The organism is Cereibacter changlensis JA139 (assembly GCF_003034985.1).
Classification (GTDB): domain Bacteria; phylum Pseudomonadota; class Alphaproteobacteria; order Rhodobacterales; family Rhodobacteraceae; genus Cereibacter; species Cereibacter changlensis.
Genome location: NZ_PZKG01000014.1, coordinates 17,181 through 39,764 on the forward strand (window position 1 = coordinate 17,181; position 22,584 = coordinate 39,764).

Sequence of the window (22,584 nt, forward strand, 5' to 3'; positions counted from 1 at the left end):
AACAGCTTATCTTGGCGCGGTGTCCCGGCCAGTCATTCCGTCTCGACAGGGCCGCTTCCTAAGTGGGGATCGGCAGGGGGTCAAGGGGCAAAGCGCAGAAATCTTGACGGCTCTGGCAAAAACCCTGCGCGGAGCGTATATGCCGCGCCATGATGGATATGCGCGCCTCCGACGGGCTCGGCTTCATGAAGATGCATGGGGCGGGCAATGACTTCGTGGTGATCGACTCGCGCGGGCGCGGGGCGGTGACGACGGCTGCTTTGGCGCGCGCCTTGGGCGACCGCAACCGCGGCGTGGGATTCGACCAGCTGGCCGAGATCCGCGATTCGGCTGAGGCCGATTTCGCGCTGGATTTCTGGAACGCCGACGGATCGCGCGCCGGGGCCTGCGGCAATGCCACCCGCTGCGTCTGCGATCACGTGATGCGCGGGCTGGGCCGCGATGCGGTGACGCTGGTGACGGCGCGGGGCCTGCTGCGCGCGGTGCGCCGGGCCGACGGGCTGGTGAGCGTGAACATGGGGCAGCCGCAGCTCGACTGGCGCGAGGTGCCGCTGGCGCAGGAGGTGGACACGCTGCGCCTGCCGCTGGCGGGCGAGCCGGTCGCCGTGGGCATGGGCAACCCGCATTGCATCCGCTTCGTGCCGGATGCCGAGGCGGTGGCGCTGGCCGCCGAAGGCCCGGGGATGGAACATGACCCGCTGTTTCCCGAGCGCACCAATGTCGAGTTCGCCAGCCAGACCGGCCCCGACCGGCTGCGGCTGAGGGTCTGGGAGCGCGGCGCGGGGATCACGCTGGCCTGCGGCTCGGGCGCCTGTGCGACGGCGGTGGCGGCCAACCTGCGCGGCCTGACCGGGCGGCAGGTGGTGCTGGAGATGGACGGCGGCGTGCTGGAGGTCGACTGGCGCGAGGATGGCGTCTGGCTGACCGGGCCGGTGGCGCATGTCTTCGACGGCTGGCTCTCGCCCGCCTATCTGGAGGCCCTGGCATGAGCGCGCCGATCTTCGCCACGCTGGGCTGCCGGCTGAACGCCTATGAGACCGAGGCGATGAAGGAGCTGTCCGCCGCCGCCGGGATCGAGAATGCGGTGGTGGTGAACACCTGCGCCGTGACGGCGGAGGCGGTGCGCAAGGCCAAGCAGGAGATCCGCCGCCTGCGCCGCGAGAACCCCGAGGCGACGCTGATCGTCACCGGCTGCGCCGCGCAGACCGAGCCCGCGACCTTCTCGGCCATGGCCGAGGTGGACCGGGTGATCGGCAACACGGAAAAGATGCAGGCAGGGACCTGGGCTGCGATGGCCGCGCCCGACCTGATCGGTCAGACCGAGCGGGTGCAGGTCGATGACATCCTGTCGGTGAAGGAGACCGCCGGGCATCTGATCGACGGCTTCGGGCGGCATCGGGCCTATGTTCAGGTGCAGAACGGCTGCGACCATCGCTGCACCTTCTGCATCATCCCCTACGGGCGGGGCAATTCGCGCTCGGTGCCGGCCGGGGTGGTGGTGGAGCAGATCCGGCGGCTGGTGGACAAGGGCTTTCACGAGGTGGTGCTGACCGGGGTCGATCTGACCTCCTGGGGCGCCGACCTGCCGGCAACGCCACGTCTGGGCGATCTGGTGATGCGCATCCTGCGGCTGGTGCCGGATCTGGCGCGGCTCAGGATCTCGTCGATCGATTCGATCGAGGTGGACGAGGCGCTGATGGGGGCCATCGCCAGCGAGCCCCGGCTGATGCCGCATCTGCACCTCAGCCTGCAGGCGGGCGACGACATGATCTTGAAGCGGATGAAGCGGCGGCATCTGCGCGACGACGCGATCCGCTTCACCGAGGAGGCGCGCAGGCTGCGCCCCGACATGGTGTTCGGCGCGGATATCATCGCGGGCTTTCCGACCGAAACCGAAGAGATGTTCGCAAACTCGCTGAAGCTGGTCGAGGACTGCGGGCTGACCTTCCTGCATGTCTTCCCCTTCTCGCCGCGCAAGGGCACCCCGGCGGCGCGGATGCCGCAGCTGGCGGGTCCGGTGATCCGCGAGCGGGCGGCGCGGCTGCGCGCGGCGGGGGATGCGGCGCTGGCGCGGCATCTGGCGGCGCAGCGCGGCGCGCAGCATGAGGTGCTGATGGAATCGGCGCGGATGGGGCGGACGGGGCAGTTCACCGAGGTGAGCTTCGACGCCGACCAGCCGGAGGGGCAGATCGTGCGCGCCACGATCACCGGGCAGGAGGGCGGGCGCTTGACCGCCACCGTTGCCGATCAGGTGCGGGCGGCGTAGAACGGCGACAGATCAGCGAAAGGCCCCTGCAATGAGCGCACCGAAACCCGTCGTCCTCTGCATCCTCGATGGCTGGGGGCTGCGCGCGGAGCGGGAGGCGAATGCGCCCGCCTTGGCGAACACGCCCAACTTCGACCGGATCATGGCGGGCTGCCCGCATGCGACGCTCATCACCCACGGGCCGGATGTCGGGCTGCCGCGCGGGCAGATGGGCAATTCGGAAGTGGGCCACACCAATATCGGCGCGGGCCGGGTGGTGGCGATGGATCTGGGCGCGATCGATCTGGCCATCGAGGACGGCACCTTCGCGCAGAACAAGGCGCTGCTCGGCTTCATCGCCGCGCTGAAGGCCAGCGGCGGGACGGCGCATCTGATGGGGGTCGCCTCGGACGGCGGGGTGCATGGCCATATCCTGCATCTGCTGACCGCCGCGCGGGTCGTGGCGGCGGCGGGTGTGCCGGTGGTGATCCATGCGATCACCGACGGGCGCGACGTGCCGCCCTCCTCGGCGCCGGGCTATCTGGCGCAGCTGGTCGAGGGGCTGCCGCCGGGGGTCAGCATCGGCACGGTGATCGGGCGCTACTGGGCGATGGACCGCGACAACCGCTGGGACCGGGTGCAGCGCGCGACGGACGCCATTCTGCATGCGAAGGGCGAGCGGGCGGAAAGCGGGCCGGAGGCGGTGGGCGCCGCGATGGAGCGGGCCGAGACCGACGAGTTCATCGCGCCGACGGTGGTGAACGGCTACCAAGGCGCCCGGGACGGCGACGGGTTCTTCTGCCTGAACTTCCGCGCCGACCGGGCGCGCGAGATCCTCGCGGCGCTGGCCCAGCCGGGGTTCGACGCCTATGACACGGGCAAGCGGCCTGATTGGGCGGGCTTCCTCGGGATGGTGGATTATTCCAAGACGCATGACGGCTTCATGTCCACCGCCTATCCCAAGCAGGTGATCGAGAACACGCTGGGCGAATGGGTGGCCAAGCAGGGCCGCAGCCAGTTCCGGCTGGCCGAGACCGAGAAATATCCGCATGTCACCTTCTTCCTGAACGGCGGGCGCGAGGCTCCCGAGACCGGCGAGGACCGTTACATGGCGAAATCGCCCAAGGTCGCGACTTACGACCTGCAGCCAGAGATGTCGGAGCCGGAGGTGGCCGGGCAGCTGGTCGCGGCCATCGAGCATGGCTACGACCTGATCGTGGTGAACTTCGCCAATCCCGACATGGTGGGCCATACCGGCATCCTCTCGGCGGCCATCGCCGCCTGCGAGGCGGTGGACGAGGGGCTGGGGCTGGCGCTGGCGGCGCTGGAGAAGGCGGGCGGGGCGATGATCGTCACCGCCGACCACGGCAATTGCGAGACGATGGTCGATCCGGTGACGGGCGAGCCGCATACCGCGCATACCACGAACCGCGTGCCGGTGATCCTCGTCGGCGGGCCGGAGGGGGCGAAGCTGCGCGACGGGCGGCTGGCCGATCTGGCACCGACGCTGCTGCAGCTGATGCGGCTGCCCCAGCCCCCGGAGATGACCGGCGTGAGCCTCATCACCGCATGATCCGGCCTCTGGCCCTCCTCCTGCTGCTCGCCACCCCCGCCGCGGCCGTGACGGTGGCCGAGCAGGCGGCGCAGGCGGCGGCGGAGTTGCAGGAGGCGGTGGCCGAGCTGCAGGCGGCCGAGACGGCGCGCGATCGGGTATCCTCGCTGACCCGGACGATCCAGGCCTACGAGCAGGGGCTCGGCGCGCTGCGCGAGAACCTGCGGCAGGCCTCGATCCGCGAGGCGACGCTGGCGATGCAGTTCGAGGCAAAGCGCGAGGAGGTCTCGCAGCTCTTGGGCGTGCTGGCCCGGCTCGACCCGCGGCCGGGACCGTTGCTGCTGATGCATCCCTCCGGGCCGCTGGGCACGGCGCGTTCGGGCATGATGCTGGCCGACGTGACCCCCGCGCTGCAGGCCGAAGCCGAGACCCTGCGCGGCGAGCTGCAAGAGCTGCGCGACCTGCGGGCGCTGCAGGCCTCGGCCGGAACCACGCTGGCCGAGGGGCTGGAGGCGGCGCAACAGGCCCGCACCGCCCTGTCGCAGGCGATCTCGGACCGCACGCCGCTGCCACGCCGCTTCACCGAAAGCCCCGAGGCGCTGAAGGGCCTCCTGGAAAGCGCCGACACGCTGGACGCCTTCGCCAACGGGCTGAGCATCGACGTCGGGGCCGAGATGCCGGATTTCGCCGCGGCCAAGGGCAAGCTGCCGCTGCCGGTGCTGGGCACCCTGCTGCGGCGGGCCAACGAGTCCGACGCGGCGGGGGTGCGGCGGCCCGGCGTGGTGATCGCCACGCGGCCCCGGGCGCTGGTCACCGCCCCCTGGCCGGGCACGGTGCGCTATCGCGGACCGCTGCTCGACTACGGAAATGTGATGATCCTTGAGCCCGGCGGCGGCTATCTCTTGGTGCTGGCGGGGCTGCAGACGGTCTATGGTGACGTCGGGGATGTCGTCTCCGCCGGCGCGCCGCTGGGCCTGATGGGCGGCGGCGAGCCGGGCGTGGCGGAGTTTCTGGTCTCGGCCCAAGATGGCGGTGGCGCGCGGGAGACGGAAACGCTTTATATGGAACTCAGGCAAGGAACCGAGCCGGTCGACCCGGCGGAGTGGTTCGCGGCAAGCGGGGAATAGTACGGCAATGAGGAAATTCGTGATGGCCGCCCTGGGCGGCACGGTCGCCGGGGCGCTGCTGACGACGCAGATCGCAGGCCCGCTGATCGCGCAGGAGGCCACCCAGCAGAGCTCGGTCTACGAGCAGCTCGACCTGTTCGGCGACATCTTCGAACGCATCCGCGGCCAGTATGTCGAGGAAGTGGACACGACGAAGCTGATCGAGGCGGCGATCAACGGCATGCTGACCTCGCTCGACCCGCATTCGAGCTATCTGGCGCCGAAGGACTTCGACGACATGCAGGTGCAGACCCGCGGCGAGTTCGGCGGGCTGGGCATCGAGGTGACGCAGGAAGAGGGCTTCGTGAAGGTCGTCTCGCCGATGGACGACACCCCGGCCGACGCCGCCGGGATCGAGGCCGGCGACTTCATCACCCATGTGAACGGCGAATCCGTGCTGGGCCTGACGCTGGATCAGGCGGTGGAGATGATGCGCGGCCCGGTCGGGTCGGAGATCCTGATCACCGTGGTGCGCGAGGGCCGGGCCGAGCCCTTCGACGTCTCGATCATCCGCGACACGATCAAGCTGGTCGCCGCCCGCAGCCGCGTGGTGGGCGACACCGTCGTGGTGCGCCTGACCACCTTCAACGACCAGACCTACTCCGGCCTTGAGGAAGGCCTGAAGAAGTCGATCGAGGAGGCCGGCGGCGCCGACAAGGTTTCGGGCGTGGTGCTCGACCTGCGCAACAACCCGGGCGGGTTGCTGACCCAGGCGATCCAGGTCTCCGACGCCTTCCTCGACAAGGGCGAGATCGTCTCGACCCGCGGCCGCGAGGCCAGCGACGGCGAGCGGTTCAACGCCACGGCGGGCGACCTCACCGGCGGCAAGCCGATGGTCGTGCTGATCAACGGCGGCTCGGCCTCGGCCTCGGAGATCGTGGCGGGCGCCTTGCAGGACCACCGCCGCGCCATCGTCGTCGGCACCAAGAGCTTCGGCAAGGGCTCGGTCCAGACCGTCATCCCGCTGCGTGGCGAGGGTGCGATGCGCCTGACCACGGCGCGCTACTACACGCCCTCCGGCCGCTCGATCCAGGCCCTGGGCGTGGCGCCCGACATCGTGGTGCAGCAGCCGCCCGCCAAGCCCGCCGAGGAGGAGACGGAAACGCCGAGCATCGCCAACACCCGCTCGGAAGCCGATCTGCGCGGCGTGCTGTCGAACGACTCGATGACCGAGGACGAGAAGAAGCAGGCCGAGGAAGAACGCGCCCGCGCCGAGGAGGCCGCCAAGCTGCGCGACGAGGATTACCAGCTGGCCTATGCCGTTGACATCCTGAAGGGGCTTTCGGCTATCGCGCCGAAACCCTGAGCTTGCTAGGGTGGGGCGCGTCCGTGCCCCACCCGAAGGTTCCCCGATGATCGATCCCGCCTCCCTGCCCTACCGCCCCTGCGTGGGCATCGTCCTGATGAACGCCGAAGGGCTGATCTTCGCCGGGCAGCGGCTCGACAACCCGGTCGCCGCCTGGCAGATGCCGCAGGGCGGCATCGACGAGGGCGAGAAGCCGCGCGAGGCGGCGCTGCGCGAGCTCTGGGAGGAAACCGGGATCACCGCTGACCTGGTGGAATTCGTCGCCAAGACCCCGGACTGGGTGACCTACGACCTGCCGCCGGAGCTGATGGGCAAGGTCTGGGGCGGCAAGTATCGCGGCCAGCGGCAGAAATGGTTCCTGTTCCGCTACACCGGCAGCGACGACCAGATCGGCATCGCCACCGACCACCCGGAATTCTCGGAATGGCGCTGGATCGGCTCGGCCGAGCTGGTCGAGGGCATCGTGCCCTTCAAGCGCACGGTCTACGAACAGGTGGTCGCCGCCTTCCGCGACCACCTGCGCTGAAGGTCACACGCCGGAGCGCAGCCGCTCCAGCACGCCCGGGCTGGCGTAGCCGTCGGGGATCAGCCCGACCGATTGCTGCCAGGCCCGGAGCGCCCTGATCGTGTTCGGCCCCACCATGCCATCCGCACCCCCGGTGTCGAAGCCCGCCCGGGTCAGAAGCTCTTGCAGCTCGACCCGCTCCGCCGACAGGAGCACCCGCTCGCCCTCGGGCCAGGAGGCGCGGATCGGAGGGCCGCCGCGCAGGCGGTCGGCCAGATGGCCCACGCCGATCACATAGGCATCGGCGGCATTGTAACGCGAGATCGCCCGGAAGTTGCCGTAGATCAGGAAAGCCGCGCCCCGCGCCCCGCCGGGCAGGAGCAGCGCCGCCTCGCCATGCTCGGGCAGGGCGCCGCCCTCCGCCGTGCGCAGCCCCAGCCCCCGCCACTCCGCCGTCGGGCGCCGCAGCGCCTTGCCCGACCCGGCGTAGTCGAAGCCCGCGGGCAGCGTCACCTCGAGGCCCCAGGGCTGGCCTGTCTCCCAGCCGGATTTTGCCAGATAGGCGGCGGTGGAGGCCAGCGCATCGGCGGGATTGTCCGACCAGATGTCGCGCTTGCCGTCGCCGGTGAAATCCACCGCGAAGGCGAGGTAGGAGGTCGGGATGAACTGGGTATGGCCCATCGCCCCGGCCCAGCTGCCGGTCATCGCCTGCGGCTCGACATCGCGCTGCTGCACGATCTGCAGGGCGGCGATCAGCTGCTCTTCGAAGAAGGCGCCGCGCCGCCCGTCATGCGCCAGCGTGGCCAGCGCGCCGATCAGCGGATGGTCACCGCGATGGCTGCCATAGGAGCTCTCCATCCCCCAGACCGCCAGCACCACATGCCGGTCGACACCGTAGCGCGCCTCGATCTCGCGCAGCAGCGCGCCATGCTCGGCCAGCGCCGCCCGCCCGTTGGCCAGCCGCCGCTCCGACACGGCGGAGGCGAGGTAATCCCAGACCGTGCGCGAGAATTCCGCCTGATTGCGGTCGCGGGCGATGGCATCGGCATCGTAGCGGAGGCCGCGGAAGGCCCGGTCCAGCGTGGCGGGCGCGATGCCCGCCGCCTCGGCGCGCGGGCGGAAGGCGGCGACCCAGGCCTCGAGCGCGGCCTGATCCTCGGGGCTGGCCACCGGTTCCGCCGGTCTGGTATCGCTCACCATCGCCGCCCCCCGCGCTGCGGGTCGGGGCGAGACCTCGACCGGCCCGGCCTTGGCCATATCCGTGACAAGAAGGGCCGCAAGGGCCATGACTGAAGATCGCATCGTCGAACCTGCCCGTTGTTCTTGTGATTGCGCCAAGCCTAACCCGGCCCGCCCATCGCGCAAAGCACTGCGACCGCCAACCGGCGAAACCCCGCGGGTTTCTCCTGGCAGAAATACTCCCGCCGGAGGCGCCCGCAGCCGGCCGCACGGGCGACCGGCCGGCAGTCTGCGATGGCAATGCCGCCCGAGGGGGCTCGATGCCCCCGAGGGCGGCGCCCCCGGCTCACTTCCGGCTGCGCACCACCTTGCGTTTCAGCTTGGCGTCGCGCGCCGCGGCCTTGCCGGGCTTGCGCGGCATCGGCCGGCCGCGCTTCGGACGGCCCGAGCGCAGGGCGCTGCCCTCGATCTCCAGCAGTTCCAGCATCAGCCCGCCGGTCAGCGGGATCGCCTCGGCCAGCCGCACCGTCACCCGCTGGCCGATGCCGATCACCGTGCCGGTGTCGGCGCCCGTCAGCGTCTGGCTGTCGGCGTCGAAATGGAAGAACTCGCGCCCGACCGAGCGGATCGGGATCAGCCCGTCGGCGCCGGTCTCGTCCAGCTTGACGAAGAGCCCGAAGCGCTGCACGCCCGAGATCCGCCCGCCGAACTCCGCCCCCACCCGGTCTGCCAGGTAGGCAGCGAGATAGCGGTCGGTCGTGTCGCGCTCGGCCATCATGCTGCGCCGCTCGGTGTCCGAGATCAGCTTGGCGGTATCGGCCAGATCCTCGATGTCCTGCGGCGACAGCCCGTCATCGCCCCAGCCATGGCCGAGGATCAGCGCGCGATGCACGATGAGGTCGGAATAGCGCCGGATCGGCGAGGTGAAATGCGCGTAGCTCTGCAGGCTGAGGCCGAAATGGCCGAAATTCTCCGGATGGTAATAGGCCTGCGTCATGGAGCGCAGGGTGGAGATGTTCAGCAGCTCGTCGAACTCGGTGCCCTCGGCCTGCGCCAAGAGCCGGTTGAGATGCGCGGTCTTCAGCACCTGCCCCTTGGCCAGCGTGAAGCCCGAGGCCTCGGCCACGTCGCGCAGCGCCTCCAGCTTCTGCGGGCTCGGCTCCTCATGCACGCGGAACAGCAGCGGCCGGCGCAGCCGGGTCAGCTCCTCGGCGGCGGCGACGTTGGCGAGGATCATGAATTCCTCGATCAGCCGATGCGCGTCGAAGCGCTCGCGGAAGGCGACCGAGGTGACCTTGCCCTCCTCGCTCAGCTCGATCCGCCGCTCCGGCAGGTCGAGATCGAGCGGCTGGCGCAGGGTGCGGGCCTGCTTGGCGGCCTCGTAGGCGGCATAAAGCGGCTTCAGCACCGGCTCGAGCAGCGGCTCGGTCTTGGCGTCCGGCGTGCCGTCGATGGCCGATTGCACCTGCCCGTAGCTGAGGCTCGCCTTCGAGCGCATCATGCCCCGGGTGAACCGATGCGCGAGCTTCGCGCCTTGCGCCGACAGCTTCATCCGCACCGCAAGGCAGGGCCGGTCGACATGTTCGTGCAGCGAGCAGAGGTCGCCCGACAGCACGTCGGGCAGCATCGGCACCACGCGGTCGGGGAAATAGGTGGAGTTGCCGCGCTTCCTCGCCTCGCGGTCCAGTTTCGAGCCGGGGCGGACGTAATGCGCCACATCGGCGATGGCGACCCAGACGATATGCCCGCCGGGGTTCTGCGGATCGCTGTCGGGCTCGGCGAAGACCGCGTCGTCGCGGTCGCGCGCATCCGCCGGGTCGATGGTAATCAGCGGCAGCTCGCGCAGATCCTCGCGCTGGCCCAAGGGCGCCGGGCTGGCGGCATCGGCCTCGGCCACCACCGCATCGGGGAAGCTGTCGGGGATGCCGTGCTGGTGGATGGCGATGATCGACACGGCGCGCGGGCCGGAGGGATCGCCCAGCCGCGCCACGATACGGGCCTGCGGCAGGCCGAGGCGCTTCGGCCCGTCCTGTTCGGCCTCGACCAGCTCGCCGTCGCGGGCGCCTGCGGTACCGTCGCGCGGCACCCGCCATTCCTTGTCCTGCCCCTTGTCGATCGGCACGATCCGCCCGCCCTCGGATTCGGCACGGAAGATGCCCAGAACCTTGTGCGGATTGGCCCCGAGCTTGCGGATCAGCCGCGCCTCGTAGGCGTAGGTCTCGCCCTCGGTCTCGGTCAGCCGCGCGAGGATGCGGTCGCCCTCGCCCAGCGCCGGATCGGTCTTCTGCGTGACCACGAGGATCGCGGGCGGCTCGCCCTCGCCCAGCCATTCCAGCGGGCGGGCGAAGAGATCGCCATCGGCATCGGGCGCCAGCACCTGCAGGATCGACACCGGCGGCAGGGCCGAGGCGTCGCGGTAGGCGCGCTTGCGCTTTTCCAGCGCGCCCTCGGCCTCCATCTCGCGCAGGAGCCGCTTAAGCTCGATACGCTCTGCGCTGCCCTTGATGCCGAAGGCGCGGGCGATGTCGCGCTTGGCGGTCAGGGTGGGATTGTCGGCGATCCACTGCAGGATCTGCGGCTTTGAGGGTAACTGGTCCATCTTCCGGAGGTAGCACGCGGCAGGCGGGGCGTCATCCTCGAAGCGGAAACATTCTGCCCGCTCAGCCGAGCGCCAGCACCATGTCGCGATGCGGGATGCCGGCGTCGATATATTCCGGGCCCAGAGCGGTGAAGCCGAGCTTCTCGTAGAAGCCGAGCGCATGGGTCTGGGCGCCGAGCTTGGCCTGACGCACCCCGGGGATGCGGCGCAGTTCCGCCACCGCCGCGCGGATCAGCGCCGCGCCGAGCCCGGCGCCGCGCTGCTCGGCCAGCACGCAGACCCGGCCGATCTTGCCGGTCTCGCCGCGGACCAGCAGGCGGGCCGAGCCGACCGGGCGGCCCTCGACCTCGGCCAGCAGGTGGATAGCCTCGTCGTCGAGTTCGTCGATCTCGTCGGCCTCGGGCACGCCCTGTTCCTCGATGAAGACGATGCGGCGCAGGGCGCGGCAGGCGGCGATGTCGGTGGTGACGGAGATCATGCGAAATAGTCCCGCAGGACGCGGCCATAGATCGCCTTCAGGGCCACGATCTGCGCCACCTCCACCCGCTCGTCCACCGCATGCATGGTCTTGCCGACGAGGCCGAATTCCACCACCGGGCAATGGTTCTTCACAAAGCGTGCGTCGGAGGTGCCGCCCGAGGTCGAGGGCACGGGGCGAATGCCGGTCTCGGCCTCCACCGCATCGGCGATGAGGTCGGAAAAGCTGCCGGGCGGCGTGAGGAAGCTGTCGCCGCTCACCACCACCTTGAGCGTGATCTCCACCCCGGTCTCGGCCTGCACCTTCGCGGCCTCGGCGGCGAGCCAGTCGCTCAGGCTCTGGCCCGAGTGCAGGTCGTTGAAGCGGATGTTCACCGTGCCGCGGCAGAGCGCCGGGATCACATTGGTCGCCGGGTTGCCGGTATCGACCGTGGTGATCGCCAGCGTCGAGGCGTCGAAATGCTCGCTGCCCTCGTCGAGCACATGGGTGTCGAGCCGGTCCATCAGCCGGCAGAGCGCCGCGACCGGATTCTTGGCGCGATGCGGATAGGCCGAATGGCCCTGCACGCCGCGCGCGGTGACATGCGCGGTGAGCGAGCCGCGCCGACCGATCTTCATCATCTCGCCCAACCGCTCGGGCGAGGTCGGCTCGCCCACGAGGCAGACCGCCATCGCCTCGCCCTCTGCCGCCATCCAGTCGAGGATCGCCTGCGTTCCATCGACAGAGGCACCCTCCTCGTCGCCGGTGATGGTCAGGATCACCGCGCCGTCGGGCGGGGTCTCGCGCACGAAATCCACCGCCGCGGCGGCAAAGGCGGCGACGCCCGATTTCATGTCGGTGGCGCCGCGGCCCCAGAGATAGCCGCCCTCGATCTCGGCGCCGAAGGGGTCATGGGTCCAGGCGGCGGCATCGCCGACCGGGACGACATCGGTATGGCCGTTGAAGCCGAACGACCGGTTCGCCCCGCGCCGCCCCCAGCGGGCAAAGAGGTTCGGCACCCCGTTGCGGTCCACCCGGGTGCAGTCGAAGCCCGCCCCGGAAAGCAGCCCCTCCAGCAACACCAGCGCCCCGCCCTCCTCGGGCGTGACGGAGGGGCAACGCACCAGAGCGGCGGTCAGGGCGACGGGATCGACGGGAGACGGCATCGGCAGGTCCTTGGCGTGGGGATCAATCGTAGAACGGCGTCATCTGCGCCACGACGACCGAGTTCTCGGCGAGGGCGCGCTGCATCAGCGCGCGCTCCTCGGCGTCGATCTCCTCGCCCGCCTCCAGCCGCTCCTCGAGCGTGCCGTAGCCCGACACGTCGAGCGGCGCCATGTCGGCGGTCTTCAGCAGCGCCACCGTCTCGCGCACGGCCTCGGCCTCGTCGACGCCGGTGGCATAGCACATCAGCGCGGCGCCCGTGGCGTCCTTGGGCAGGCCGTCATTCGGTCTGCGGCCCACCTCGATCACGAGGGTATAGACCTGCTGCGGGCGCTTGATCTTCTCGGGCTGATCCTCGGTCATCTGACGGCTCCGTTCCTGTCGCCTCCCGTTCGCGCGTTTTTTCCTGCGGTGCAAGCGAAAGCCGCGCGCGGTTGGTGTCTTTGCAGAAGGGACAGGGCTCGCCCTCGGTGGCCGGGTCGAGCCAGGCGCCGCAGTTGCGACAACAGGCGGGCTGGGCCAGTACCGAAGGCATGGGCGGCGTGATCTCGAAGGGCGGCACGATGGACAGGCCCGGGCAGACCGGGTCGTTGCGGAAGACCGAGAGATGGCCGCTGGCTTCCAGATAGGCGCGGCGCACCTGGCCGAGGTTCTCGATCCCCTCCAGCCGCAGCATCTCCTTCAGCTCGATCGGCCCGATCTTGCGCTCGGTCAGGCCGGGCATCAGGATGCGCCCGTCGCGCATGATCTCGACCGGAACCCCGTCGACGATGCGCTTCACCGGCTGGTAATGCCGGATCAGCACGTCGATCAGCTTGTCGAGCGTCACCACCACGGTGATGACCACCATCGCATGCAGCAGCGGCACATCCGGGTAGAACAGCGCATCCCCCACCGCCGAGCCGAGCGCGATGACGAGGAGGAACTCGACGATCGACAGCTGCGCCACGCTGCGCCCACCGACCCAGCGCAACAGCATGAGCGTGTAGCTGTAGATGACGAGAGTGCGGAAGACGATTTCCAGAAGGAACAGCGGCGGCTCGTCGCCGAGGAACATCCGCGCGAGGTCGAAGGGAACGACGGGATCTTCCATGCAACGCACACTCCGCAAACAGGCGCGGCACCCGGCGCCGCGCCCTCGGAAACGCCCCGCCCCGGGGGCGGTTCCGCCGGGTCAGGAGCGCGTCAGTCGCGCAAGAGCTCGTTGATCGAGGTCTTGGAGCGGGTCTGGGCATCGACCTTCTTCACGATCACCGCGCAATAGAGGTTGATGCCGTTCTTCGAGGGCATCGAGCCCGCCACGACGACCGAACCCGCAGGCACCTCGCCATAGCTCACCGAGCCGGTCTCGCGGTCGACGATCTTGGTCGACTGGCCGATGAACACGCCCATGCCCAGCACCGAGCCCTCGCGGACGATGCAGCCCTCGACCACTTCGGAGCGCGCGCCGATGAAGCAGTTGTCCTCGATGATGGTCGGGCCGGCCTGCATCGGCTCCAGCACGCCGCCGATGCCGACGCCGCCGGAGAGGTGGACGTTCTTGCCGATCTGGGCGCAGGAGCCGACCGTGGCCCAGGCGTCGACCATGGTGCCCTCGTCGACATAGGCGCCGACATTGACGAAGGAAGGCATCAGCACCACGCCCTTGGCCACATAGGCCGAGCGGCGCACGACGCAGTTCGGCACGGCGCGGAAGCCCGCGGCGCGCCAGTCGGCCTCGGTCCAGCCGGCGAACTTGCTGTCGACCTTGTCCCACCAGCCGCCGGCCTGCGGACCGCCCGGCTGCTGCTCCATGTCCTTCAGACGGAAGCCTAAGAGCACCGCCTTCTTGGCCCACTGGTTCACATGCCACCGGCCGTCGGCCTGCCGCTCGGCCACACGCAGGCGGCCCTTGTCGAGCGCCTCCAGCGTCGCCTCGATGGCGTCGCGCGCCTCGCCGGTGCTGGCGGGGCTGATGCCGTCGCGGGCCTCCCAGGCGGCTTCGATGGCGGTTTCCAGGGCGGCGTTCGCGGGGGCGGTCGACATGGCGGCGTCCTTTTTCATGGTCTTGTCCGGTCAAGGGCTATAAACCGTGGGGTCACCTCCCGCAATCCGCCCAAGGTCGGCAAGGAAGCTCATGAAAGACGAACCCCGCAGCCATCCGTTCCGCGACTCGACCGAGGATCTGGAAACCACGCACCGGATTCCCGACACGCCGCAGAGCCGCGCCCCGGCCTACCGGCTGGCCTATGCCGATCTCGACTTCCTGATGCGAGACGACCTGAGGCCGGTGCGGCTGCAGCTGGAGCTGATGAAGCCGCAGATCGTGATGGACGAGCGCGGCATCGCCTCGACCATCGTGCTGTTCGGCGGCGCGCGCATCCCCGATCCCGCGCACAAGGAGACGGCGAAGACCCCGGTGCTGGCGGAGCTGTCGCATTATTACGAGGAGGCGCGGCGCTTTTCCCGGGTGATGACCGAGCGCAGCATGGAGAGCTATGGCCGCGAGAACGTCATCGTCACCGGCGGCGGTCCGGGGGTGATGGAGGCGGGCAACCGCGGCGCCAACGAGGCGGGCGGGCAGTCCATCGGGCTCAACATCGTGCTGCCGCACGAGCAGGCGCCCAACGCCTATGTCACGCCGGACCTGTCGTTCAACTTCCACTATTTCGCGATCCGCAAGATGCATTTCCTGATGCGGGCCAGGGCGGTCGTGGTCTTCCCCGGCGGCTTCGGCACGCTGGACGAGATGTTCGAGAGCCTGACGCTGATCCAGACCAAGCGGATGAAGCCGATCCCCTTCCTGCTGTTCGGCCGGGCCTTCTGGGAAAAGATCATCAACTGGGAGGCGCTGGCCGAAGCCGGCACCATCTCGCGCGAGGATCTGCGGCTGTTCCGCTTCGTGGAAACGGCGGAAGAGGCGGTGGCGGCGATCGACGGCTGGCCCGATCCGGGGTGTTGAGGGAAGGGCTCGGGTGTCGGCGGCGTTTCCGGGACGGGCGCGATGAAGGCGCGGGGTGGAACCCCACCCCGCGGCGTGGAGGGTGATCCGGTGTTGGGGGCGTCCCGATGGTGCGCAATGAATGCGCACCCTACGAGGCGTGGCACAGGTGAGGTGGAACCCCACCCTATGAAGACCGTGGGCCCCGTCCCCGCCCACATGCCACCAAGCGCTCCGCGTAGGGTGGGGTTTCACCCCACCTTCCCCGCGACACCGCAGGGTGCGCATTCATTGCGCACCGAACTCCACGCACGTTCAATTGCCTCCGCCCCCGTCCCCGTAGGGTGGGGTTCCACCTCACCCCATCGTCTCCCGCATCCACCCCGCCTCGAACCCGACCCGTTCGCACCCGGCGAACCGCGCCATCCGCTCCAGCTCCGCCTCGAGCCGCGCCATCCTTCCCGTCCCGAACCGCACCCCCGGCTCCGGCCAGAGGGCCTTCACCTGCAGCACCCCCTGGTCGCGGAAGGCCTTCATGTCGATCCGCCCGACCAGCCGCGCGCCTTCCAGCAGCGGGAAGACGTAATAGCCGTAGGTCCGCTTCGGCTCGGGCACGAAGACCTCGATCCGGTAGCGGAAGCCGAAGAGCCGCTCGGCGCGGTTGCGGTCGCGCAGCGCCGGGTCGAAGGGCGAGAGGATGCGCAGCCGGGCCGGCGGTTCAGGGGCGGCGGCGGCGCGCTCCATGAGATCGGGCCGGGCGAAGCTGCGACGGGGCGCGCCGTCGGCGCCCTCGATCCGCGCCTCGATGATCTCGCCCCGCGCCAGCGCCGCGTGGCACCAGTCGCGCGCGTCCTGCGGGGCGACGGTGGCCCAGAAGGCGGCGATCTCGCCCGAGGTGGCGAAGCCCAGCCGGTCGAGCGCAGTGTTGCAGGCCCAGTCGATCGTCTCCTCCGGCGCCGGATGCCACGCCAGAACTTCCGGGGGCATCACCCGCTCGGTCAGGTCATAGACCTTCTGGAAGCCGGCGCGATGGCAGACCGAGATCTCGCCCACCCGCCACAGATATTCCAGCGCCGCCTTCGACGGATGCCAGTCCCACCAGCCGCCGGCGCCGCGCGCCTCGCCCTCGCCGACCTCGGCCGCCGAGACCGGGCCGTGATCGGCGATGCGCTGGCGCACCGCGTCGAACTGGGTCTCGAAACCGTCGCGCTGCCAGCCGCGCCAGCGCTCCAAGAGGCGCGGGCGGTCGCGGGCGAAGCGCATCCGCCAATGCGGGAAGAACTCGGTCGGGATCAGCGATGCGTCATGGGTCCAATGCTCGAAGAGCCAGCGGCGCCGGTCCAGAAGCGGCGAGAGCGCCTCCTGCCGGTAACTCTGCCGCCGGGCGAAGAGGATCATGTGATGCGCCCGCGCGACGGTCGAGATCGAGTCGAGCTGTACGAAGCCCAGCCGCCGGATCAGCGCCAGCAGATCGGGCCCGCGCGCCGGGCCGGTCGGCGGCTCGGCCAGCGCGTGCAGGTCGAGGAACAGGCGGCGCGCGGCGGGGTTGGGCAGGAGCACTGTCATGCAGAAGGGGTAACAGGGTGAGAAAACCCGTCAAGCTGCCGCGCGTTCCGGCTTTTCCCGCTGCACGCCGCGCGATATAGGGCCGCATGCGCCAGACCCTGACCGAGATCTACGACGCCCGCATCAAAGCCGGAACCCTGCGCCCCGATCCGGCCCAGCACGCGGTGCTGGCCGATCTGGAGGTGCTGCGCGACTGGCTGGAGGCCAACCCCGAGCGGAAGCGCGGGTTGTTCGGCCTGTTCTCCAAGCCGCCGCAGCCGCCGAAGGGGCTCTATCTCTGGGGCGGGGTCGGGCGCGGCAAGTCGATGCTGATGGATCTCTTCGTCAATGCGGTGGACATTCCGGTCAAGCGGCGGGTGCATTTCCATGCCTTCATGCAGGAGATGCAGCGCGGCATGCACGAGGCGCGCAAGCGCGGCGTCGAGGATGCGCTGCAGCCGGTGGCCGATGCGGTGGCGGCGGAGGTGCGGCTTCTGGCCTTCGACGAGATGCAGATCACCGACATCACCGATGCGATGATCGTGGGGCGGCTGTTCGAGAAGCTGTTCGCGGCGGGGGTGGTGATCGTCACCACCTCGAACCGCCCGCCGGAAGGGCTCTACGAGAACGGGCTGAACCGCGAGGTCTTCCTGCCCTTCATCGATCTTCTGCGCGATCACCTCGTCGTGCGTCCGCTGGAGAGCCCGACCGATTACCGCCAGCACCGGCTGGCCGGGGCGCAGGTGTATTTCCACCCGGCGGTGCGGGCCAAGACGCTGATCGCCGGCATCTGGACCGATCTGACCGGCGGTTCGAAGGGCGCGCCCTTGGTGCTGCCGGTGAACGGGCGCACGGTGGAGCTGCCCTGTTTTGCCAACGGCGTCGGTCGCGCGACCTTCTGGGATCTCTGCGCGAGGCCGCTCGGCCCCGCAGATTTCCTTGCCATCGCCGAGGCGGTGCGGGTGCTGATCCTCGAGGACATCCCGCGGCTGTCGCAGGAGAATTACAACGAGGCCAAGCGCTTCGTCACGCTGATCGACGCGCTCTACGAGGCGAAGGTGCGGCTGATCGCCTCCGCCGCCGACGAGCCGGAGCGGCTTTATATCGAGGGCAGCGGCAGTTTCGAGTTCGCCCGCACCGCGAGCCGCCTGCGCGAGATGCAGGCGGCGGACTGGGGTCAGGCCGAGACGAACGCCGACCGGGCATAGCCCTGCACGTAGAGCAGCGCCGTCAAGTCGCCGTGGTTGATGCGGATATCGCATTCCGCCGCCACCACGGGCTTGGCATGCAGGGCCACCCCGGCCCCGGCGCGCTTCAGCATGCCGAGATCGTTCGCCCCGTCGCCCACCGCCATCGCCTCGGTCACCGCGATGCCCAGCCGGGCGCAAAGCTCCTCCAGCGTCGCAAGCTTGGCCTCGCGCCCGAGGATCGGCTCGGCCACCCGGCCCGTGAGCTGCCCGCCCTCGGCCAAGAGCGTATTGGCGCGATGCTCGTCGAAGCCGAGCCCCGCCGCGACGCGGGTGGTGAAATCGGTGAACCCGCCCGACACCAGCGCCGCATAGCCGCCATTGGCCCGCATCGTCGCCACCAGAGCGCGCCCGCCCGGCATATAGGTGATGCGGTTCGTGAACACCCGTTCGATAACCTCGACCGACAGCCCGCGCAGCAACCCGACGCGCTCGCGCAGCGCCGCCTCGAAGTCGAGCTCGCCGTTCATCGCCCGGGCGGTGATACCCGCGACATAGGCGCCGACGCCCGCCTCGTCGGCCAGCTCGTCGATGCATTCCTGCTGGATCATCGTCGAATCCATGTCGGCCAAGAGCAGCCGCTTGCGCCGCCCCTCGGCCTTCTGCACCACCAGATCGACCTTCAGCGCCTGCATCTCGGCCCAGACATCCCAGAGGTTCGCCGGGCAATCCTCCAGCGGAAACTCCGCCGCGACGCCGGGATCGAGCCAGAGGGCATCGCCGCCGCCCCAGGCATTGCGCAGCGCCTCCACCGTGGCGCGGTCGAGCGCCGGAGAGGCGGGGTCGGTCAAGAGGGTCGCTACATACATCGGGGGTCCACCATGCAAGGGCTGCCATCGCGCGGCTGCGTCGTTTTGGCCGCATGAAGCGGCGCTTTACGGCAATTTCTTTCCTTGCGCCAGAGAGCAACCCCCGATAGACCCGACGGCGGGACACCCCTCCCCAACGGGGGGCATTTATCTGGAAGGATACCATGTCTGATCTGCAGACCCCGGCCACGCGGCCGGCCAATCCGCGCTTTTCTTCTGGCCCTTGCGCCAAGATCCCCGCCTATTCGCTGGACATGCTCGCCGACGCGCCCTTGGGCCGCTCGCACCGTGCCGCCGTGGGCAAGGCCAAGCTGAAACGGGCCATCGACCAGACGCGCGAGATCCTCGGCGTTCCGGCCGACTACCGCATCGGCATCGTGCCGGGGTCGGATACCGGCGCGGTGGAGATGGCGATGTGGTCGCTGCTGGGCGCCCGCCCGGTCGAGATGCTGGCATGGGAATCCTTCGGCGAGGGCTGGGTCACCGATGTGGTGAAACAGCTGAAGCTCGACGCCAAAGTGACCAAGGCGCCCTATGGCGAGGTGGTCGATTTCGCCACGGTCGATTTCGACAAGGACGTGGTCTTCACCTGGAACGGCACGACCTCGGGCGTGCGGGTGCCGAATGGCGACGCGATCCCGGCGGATCGCGCGGGTCTGACGATCTGCGACGCCACCTCGGCGGCGTTTGCGATGGAGCTGCCCTGGGACAAGCTCGATGTCGTCACCTTCTCCTGGCAGAAGGTGCTGGGCGGCGAGGGCGCGCATGGCATGCTGATCCTGAGCCCCCGCGCGGTGGAGCGGCTGGAAAGCTATGTTCCCGCCTGGCCGCTGCCGAAGATCTTCCGGCTGACCGCGAAGGGCAAGCTGATCGAGGGCATTTTCCAGGGCGAGACGATCAACACGCCGTCGATGCTGGCGGTGGAGGATTACCTCGTGGCGCTCGACTGGGCGCAGAGCATCGGCGGGCTGAAGGGCCTCGTCGCCCGGGCCGAGGCCAATGCCAGGGTGGTGGCCGAGTTCGTGGCGCAGAACGACTGGATCGCCAATCTGGCGGTGCGGCCCGAGATCGCCTCGACCACCTCTGTCTGCCTGAAGTTCACCGATCCGCGCATCACCGACGGGGCGGCCTTCGCTAAGGGCGTGGCCAAACGGCTGGAAAGCCAAGGGGTTGCCTTGGACGTGGGCGCCTATCGCGACGCGCCTCCGGGGCTCCGGATCTGGTGCGGATCGACGGTCGAGACCGCCGATGTCGCGGCGCTGATGCCCTGGATCGACTGGGCCTTCCGCGCCGAGATCGCGGCGCTTCAGGCGGCGTGAGCGCCAGGGGTGCGCAATGAATGCGCACCCTACCGTTGGACGGTCACCGTCCCGCCAAACCCCAGACTCCCGTAGGGTGCGCATTCATTGCGCACCGTCCCGCCCCATCCTCTGAAGGACCGCATCCATGGCTCCCCGCGTTCTCGTTTCCGACGAACTCTCCGAAACCGCCGTCCAGATCTTCCGCGACCGTGGCGTCGAGGTCGACTACATGCCGAAACTCGGCAAGGACAAGGACAAGCTGGCCGAGGTCATCGGCCAGTATGACGGCCTCGCCATCCGCTCGGCCACCAAGGTGACCGAAAAGCTGCTGGGCCTCGCGCCCAACCTCAAGGTGATCGGCCGCGCTGGGATCGGCGTCGACAATGTCGACATCCCCGCCGCCTCGAAGCGCGGCGTGATCGTGATGAACACGCCCTTCGGCAACTCGATCACCACCGCCGAGCATGCCATCGCCATGATGTTCGCCGTGGCGCGGCAACTGCCCGAGGCCAATGCCTCGACCCATGCCGGCAAGTGGGAGAAGTCCCGCTTCATGGGGGTGGAGCTCTACAACAAGACGCTGGGCGTGATCGGTGCCGGCAACATCGGCGGCATCGTCTGCGACCGCGCCGTCGGCCTTCACATGAAGGTCGTGGCCTACGACCCCTTCCTGTCGGAAGAGCGCGCCAAGCAACTGGGCGTGACCAAGGTGGAGCTGGACGAGCTTCTGGCCCGCGCCGATTTCATCACCCTGCATGTGCCGCTGACCGACAAGACCCGCAACATCCTGTCGGCGGAGACCCTCGCCAAGACCAAGAAGGGCGTGCGGATCATCAACTGCGCCCGCGGCGGTCTGGTGGACGAGGCGGCGCTGGCCGAGGCGCTGAAGTCCGGCCATGTCGCCGGCGCGGCCTTCGACGTCTTCGCGGTGGAGCCGGCGACCGAGTCGCCGCTGTTCAACCTGCCCAACGTGGTGGTGACGCCGCATCTCGGCGCCTCGACCACCGAGGCGCAGGAGAACGTGGCGCTGCAGGTGGCCGAGCAGATGTCGGACTACCTTCTGACCGGCGCGGTGCAGAACGCGCTGAACATGCCCTCGGTCACCGCCGAGGAAGCCGCGGTCATGGGGCCCTGGGTCAAGCTCGCCAGCCATCTCGGCGCCTTCGTCGGCCAGATGACCGACGAGCCGATCAAGGCGATCAACGTGCTCTATGACGGCGCTGTGTCCGACATGAACCTCGCGGCGCTGAACTGCGCCACCATCGCCGGCATCATGAAGGCCACCAACCCGGACGTGAACATGGTTTCGGCTCCGGTGATCGCCAAGGAGCGCGGCATCCAGATCTCGACCACGCGTCAGGAGAAGACCGGGGTCTTCGACGCCTTCATCAAGCTGACGGTGGTCACCGACAAGCGCGAGCGCTCGGTCGCGGGCACCTGCTTCTCGGATGGCAAGCCGCGCTTCATCCAGATCAAGGGCATCAACATCGACGCCGAGGTGGGGCGGCACATGCTCTACACCACCAACGAGGACGTGCCGGGCATCATCGGCCTTCTGGGCATGACCATGGGCAAGAACGGCGTCAACATCGCCAACTTCACCCTCGGCCGCTCGGGCGAGGGGCAGGAGGCCATCGCCATCCTCTACCTCGATCAGGCACTGGATCAGAAGGTGGTGGACACGCTGGAATCGACCGGTATGTTCCAGCAGGTGAAGCCGCTGGAATTCGATGTGGCCTGACATCCGGGCCTGAAATCGGGCGGCGGGGACGCGTCTCCGCCCCCGGGAAACCTGCGGCGGTCCGGGGCAATCAGCCCCGGTCCTGCCGTTTCAAGACAAGGCGCATGATGCGAAGCTACGCTATTGGCGACATCCATGGTCATCTCGATCAGCTGCTGGCCGCGCATGACCGGATCGCCGCCGACCGCCGCGCGACCGGCGACGATACCGCCCCGGTGGTGCATGTCGGCGATCTGGTCGACCGCGGCCCCGACTGCCGCGGCGTGGTGGAGCATCTGCGCGCCGGCATCGACTCCGGCGAGAACTGGGTGGTGCTGAAGGGCAACCACGACCGGATGTTCCTCGGCTTTCTCGACGATCTCAAGCACCACGACCCCGGGCTGCGCAGCGATCTCGGCTGGCTGCATCCGCGGCTCGGCGGCGGGGCGACGCTGGAGTCCTACGGGGTGCGCGAGGCGGCCAGCCGGCCCTTGGCGCCGGTGCATGCCGAGGCGGTGGAGCTGGTGCCGGCCGAGCACCGCGCCTTCATCGAGGCGCTGCCGACCTTCTACCGCCGTGGCGAGGTGGTCTTCGTCCATGCCGGCATCCGCCCAGGCATCGCGGTCGAGGACCAGACCGAGACCGACCTGCTGTGGATCCGCGAGCCCTTCCTCTCCGACCGGTCCGACCATGGCGCGCTCGTGGTGCATGGCCATACCGCCATCGACATGGCGACGCATTACGGCAACCGGCTGAACCTCGATTCCGGCGTGGCCTATGGCGGGCCGCTGACCGCCGTGGTGATCGAGGACCGGACCGCCCATGCCCTGACCCCGCAAGGCCGGATGCTGCTGACGCCGATGCTCTGA

General features: G+C 69.4%; 20 protein-coding genes. 11 read left to right on the top strand and 9 right to left on the bottom strand.

The window, feature by feature from the left end:
- The first annotated feature begins 149 nt into the window (after positions 1-149).
- The 6 genes from dapF to C5F48_RS05095 are packed head-to-tail and all read left to right on the top strand — an operon-like array spanning position 150 to position 6,795.
- Positions 150-989: a diaminopimelate epimerase gene (dapF, locus tag C5F48_RS05070; RefSeq protein ID WP_107662826.1), complete on the top strand. Its 840-nt coding sequence runs from the start codon at positions 150-152 to the stop codon at positions 987-989.
- On the top strand, positions 986-2,266 hold the full coding sequence (mtaB, locus tag C5F48_RS05075) for a tRNA (N(6)-L-threonylcarbamoyladenosine(37)-C(2))-methylthiotransferase MtaB (RefSeq protein ID WP_107662827.1): 1,281 nt from the start codon (positions 986-988) through the stop codon (positions 2,264-2,266). The genes dapF and mtaB overlap by 4 nt, the downstream gene beginning before the upstream one ends.
- Positions 2,267-2,297: 31 nt before the next feature.
- Positions 2,298-3,818 (top strand): 2,3-bisphosphoglycerate-independent phosphoglycerate mutase, encoded by a 1,521-nt coding sequence (gene gpmI / locus C5F48_RS05080; protein ID WP_107662828.1) that lies wholly within the window; start codon positions 2,298-2,300, stop codon positions 3,816-3,818.
- Complete coding sequence (locus C5F48_RS05085; protein WP_107662829.1) at positions 3,815-4,924, top strand: murein hydrolase activator EnvC family protein; 1,110 nt, start codon at positions 3,815-3,817, stop codon at positions 4,922-4,924. The genes gpmI and C5F48_RS05085 overlap by 4 nt, the downstream gene beginning before the upstream one ends.
- A gap of 7 nt (positions 4,925-4,931) precedes the next feature.
- Complete coding sequence (locus C5F48_RS05090; RefSeq protein ID WP_107662830.1) at positions 4,932-6,269, top strand: S41 family peptidase; 1,338 nt, start codon at positions 4,932-4,934, stop codon at positions 6,267-6,269.
- Between the two features lie 46 nt (positions 6,270-6,315).
- On the top strand, positions 6,316-6,795 hold the full coding sequence (locus C5F48_RS05095; protein ID WP_107662831.1) for an RNA pyrophosphohydrolase: 480 nt from the start codon (positions 6,316-6,318) through the stop codon (positions 6,793-6,795).
- A gap of 3 nt (positions 6,796-6,798) precedes the next feature.
- Here the strand turns inward: C5F48_RS05095 and C5F48_RS05100 are convergent, their stop codons facing one another.
- The 7 genes from C5F48_RS05100 to dapD all read right to left on the bottom strand — a co-directional run bounded on the left by C5F48_RS05100 (position 6,799) and on the right by dapD (position 14,198).
- The gene (locus C5F48_RS05100; protein ID WP_170139541.1) at positions 6,799-8,076 is read right to left on the bottom strand and encodes a lytic murein transglycosylase; all 1,278 of its coding nucleotides are present in this window, start codon (positions 8,074-8,076) and stop codon (positions 6,799-6,801) included.
- Positions 8,077-8,299: 223 nt separating this feature from the next.
- A complete protein-coding gene (gene rnr / locus C5F48_RS05105) occupies positions 8,300-10,552 on the bottom strand; it encodes a ribonuclease R (RefSeq protein WP_107662833.1) in 2,253 nt (750 codons plus the stop codon).
- 61 nt (positions 10,553-10,613) lie between these two features.
- Positions 10,614-11,030: a GNAT family N-acetyltransferase gene (locus C5F48_RS05110; RefSeq protein ID WP_107662834.1), complete on the bottom strand. Its 417-nt coding sequence runs from the start codon at positions 11,028-11,030 to the stop codon at positions 10,614-10,616.
- Entirely contained in the window at positions 11,027-12,175 is a 1,149-nt protein-coding gene (gene dapE / locus C5F48_RS05115; protein ID WP_107662835.1) for a succinyl-diaminopimelate desuccinylase, read from the bottom strand. The genes C5F48_RS05110 and dapE overlap by 4 nt, the downstream gene beginning before the upstream one ends.
- 22 nt (positions 12,176-12,197) lie before the next feature.
- The gene (locus C5F48_RS05120) at positions 12,198-12,536 is read right to left on the bottom strand and encodes a DUF8846 family protein (protein ID WP_107662836.1); all 339 of its coding nucleotides are present in this window, start codon (positions 12,534-12,536) and stop codon (positions 12,198-12,200) included.
- Positions 12,454-13,266, bottom strand: coding sequence for a DUF421 domain-containing protein (locus C5F48_RS05125; protein WP_107662837.1), 813 nt, complete (start codon positions 13,264-13,266; stop codon positions 12,454-12,456). The genes C5F48_RS05120 and C5F48_RS05125 overlap by 83 nt, the downstream gene beginning before the upstream one ends.
- Before the next feature lie 92 nt (positions 13,267-13,358).
- Positions 13,359-14,198: a 2,3,4,5-tetrahydropyridine-2,6-dicarboxylate N-succinyltransferase gene (gene dapD / locus C5F48_RS05130; RefSeq protein ID WP_107662854.1), complete on the bottom strand. Its 840-nt coding sequence runs from the start codon at positions 14,196-14,198 to the stop codon at positions 13,359-13,361.
- 91 nt (positions 14,199-14,289) lie between these two features.
- Here dapD and C5F48_RS05135 point away from each other — a divergent pair, with 91 nt between their 5' ends.
- Entirely contained in the window at positions 14,290-15,114 is an 825-nt protein-coding gene (locus C5F48_RS05135; protein WP_107662838.1) for an LOG family protein, read from the top strand.
- A 336-nt stretch (positions 15,115-15,450) separates the two neighbouring features.
- Here C5F48_RS05135 and C5F48_RS05140 read toward each other — a convergent pair whose 3' ends face one another.
- Complete coding sequence (locus C5F48_RS05140) at positions 15,451-16,653, bottom strand: winged helix-turn-helix domain-containing protein (RefSeq protein WP_107662855.1); 1,203 nt, start codon at positions 16,651-16,653, stop codon at positions 15,451-15,453.
- A 92-nt stretch (positions 16,654-16,745) separates the two neighbouring features.
- Here C5F48_RS05140 and zapE point away from each other — a divergent pair, with 92 nt between their 5' ends.
- Positions 16,746-17,846, top strand: coding sequence for a cell division protein ZapE (zapE, locus tag C5F48_RS05145; protein ID WP_107662839.1), 1,101 nt, complete (start codon positions 16,746-16,748; stop codon positions 17,844-17,846).
- On the opposite strand, the gene serB is transcribed toward zapE, so the two are convergent.
- Entirely contained in the window at positions 17,816-18,694 is an 879-nt protein-coding gene (gene serB, locus C5F48_RS05150) for a phosphoserine phosphatase SerB (protein WP_107662840.1), read from the bottom strand. The two genes, zapE and serB, sit on opposite strands and share 31 nt — an antisense overlap.
- 164 nt (positions 18,695-18,858) lie before the next feature.
- Here serB and C5F48_RS05155 point away from each other — a divergent pair, with 164 nt between their 5' ends.
- From C5F48_RS05155 to C5F48_RS05165, 3 genes are all read left to right on the top strand, one after another.
- A complete protein-coding gene (locus tag C5F48_RS05155; protein WP_107662841.1) occupies positions 18,859-20,013 on the top strand; it encodes a phosphoserine transaminase in 1,155 nt (384 codons plus the stop codon).
- Between the two features lie 127 nt (positions 20,014-20,140).
- Positions 20,141-21,736 (top strand): phosphoglycerate dehydrogenase, encoded by a 1,596-nt coding sequence (gene serA / locus C5F48_RS05160; protein WP_107662842.1) that lies wholly within the window; start codon positions 20,141-20,143, stop codon positions 21,734-21,736.
- 107 nt (positions 21,737-21,843) lie between these two features.
- On the top strand, positions 21,844-22,584 hold the full coding sequence (locus C5F48_RS05165; RefSeq protein ID WP_107662856.1) for a metallophosphoesterase family protein: 741 nt from the start codon (positions 21,844-21,846) through the stop codon (positions 22,582-22,584).

Bases quoted from the DNA above. Each gene is read 5' to 3' on its own strand.
- dapD (WP_107662854.1), bottom strand. From the start codon at position 14,198: ATGTCGACCGCCCCCGCGAACGCCGCCCTGGAAACCGCCATCGAAGCC.
- C5F48_RS05135 (WP_107662838.1), top strand. From the start codon at position 14,290: ATGAAAGACGAACCCCGCAGCCATCCGTTCCGCGACTCGACCGAGGAT.
- C5F48_RS05090 (WP_107662830.1), top strand. From the start codon at position 4,932: ATGAGGAAATTCGTGATGGCCGCCCTGGGCGGCACGGTCGCCGGGGCG.
- C5F48_RS05085 (WP_107662829.1), top strand. From the start codon at position 3,815: ATGATCCGGCCTCTGGCCCTCCTCCTGCTGCTCGCCACCCCCGCCGCG.
- C5F48_RS05120 (WP_107662836.1), bottom strand. From the start codon at position 12,536: ATGACCGAGGATCAGCCCGAGAAGATCAAGCGCCCGCAGCAGGTCTAT.
- C5F48_RS05095 (WP_107662831.1), top strand. From the start codon at position 6,316: ATGATCGATCCCGCCTCCCTGCCCTACCGCCCCTGCGTGGGCATCGTC.
- gpmI (WP_107662828.1), top strand. From the start codon at position 2,298: ATGAGCGCACCGAAACCCGTCGTCCTCTGCATCCTCGATGGCTGGGGG.
- zapE (WP_107662839.1), top strand. From the start codon at position 16,746: ATGCGCCAGACCCTGACCGAGATCTACGACGCCCGCATCAAAGCCGGA.
- dapF (WP_107662826.1), top strand. From the start codon at position 150: ATGATGGATATGCGCGCCTCCGACGGGCTCGGCTTCATGAAGATGCAT.
- dapE (WP_107662835.1), bottom strand. From the start codon at position 12,175: ATGCCGTCTCCCGTCGATCCCGTCGCCCTGACCGCCGCTCTGGTGCGT.
- serB (WP_107662840.1), bottom strand. From the start codon at position 18,694: ATGTATGTAGCGACCCTCTTGACCGACCCCGCCTCTCCGGCGCTCGAC.
- rnr (WP_107662833.1), bottom strand. From the start codon at position 10,552: ATGGACCAGTTACCCTCAAAGCCGCAGATCCTGCAGTGGATCGCCGAC.
- mtaB (WP_107662827.1), top strand. From the start codon at position 986: ATGAGCGCGCCGATCTTCGCCACGCTGGGCTGCCGGCTGAACGCCTAT.
- serA (WP_107662842.1), top strand. From the start codon at position 20,141: ATGGCTCCCCGCGTTCTCGTTTCCGACGAACTCTCCGAAACCGCCGTC.
- C5F48_RS05110 (WP_107662834.1), bottom strand. From the start codon at position 11,030: ATGATCTCCGTCACCACCGACATCGCCGCCTGCCGCGCCCTGCGCCGC.
- C5F48_RS05100 (WP_170139541.1), bottom strand. From the start codon at position 8,076: ATGCGATCTTCAGTCATGGCCCTTGCGGCCCTTCTTGTCACGGATATG.
- C5F48_RS05165 (WP_107662856.1), top strand. From the start codon at position 21,844: ATGCGAAGCTACGCTATTGGCGACATCCATGGTCATCTCGATCAGCTG.
- C5F48_RS05125 (WP_107662837.1), bottom strand. From the start codon at position 13,266: ATGGAAGATCCCGTCGTTCCCTTCGACCTCGCGCGGATGTTCCTCGGC.
- C5F48_RS05155 (WP_107662841.1), top strand. From the start codon at position 18,859: ATGTCTGATCTGCAGACCCCGGCCACGCGGCCGGCCAATCCGCGCTTT.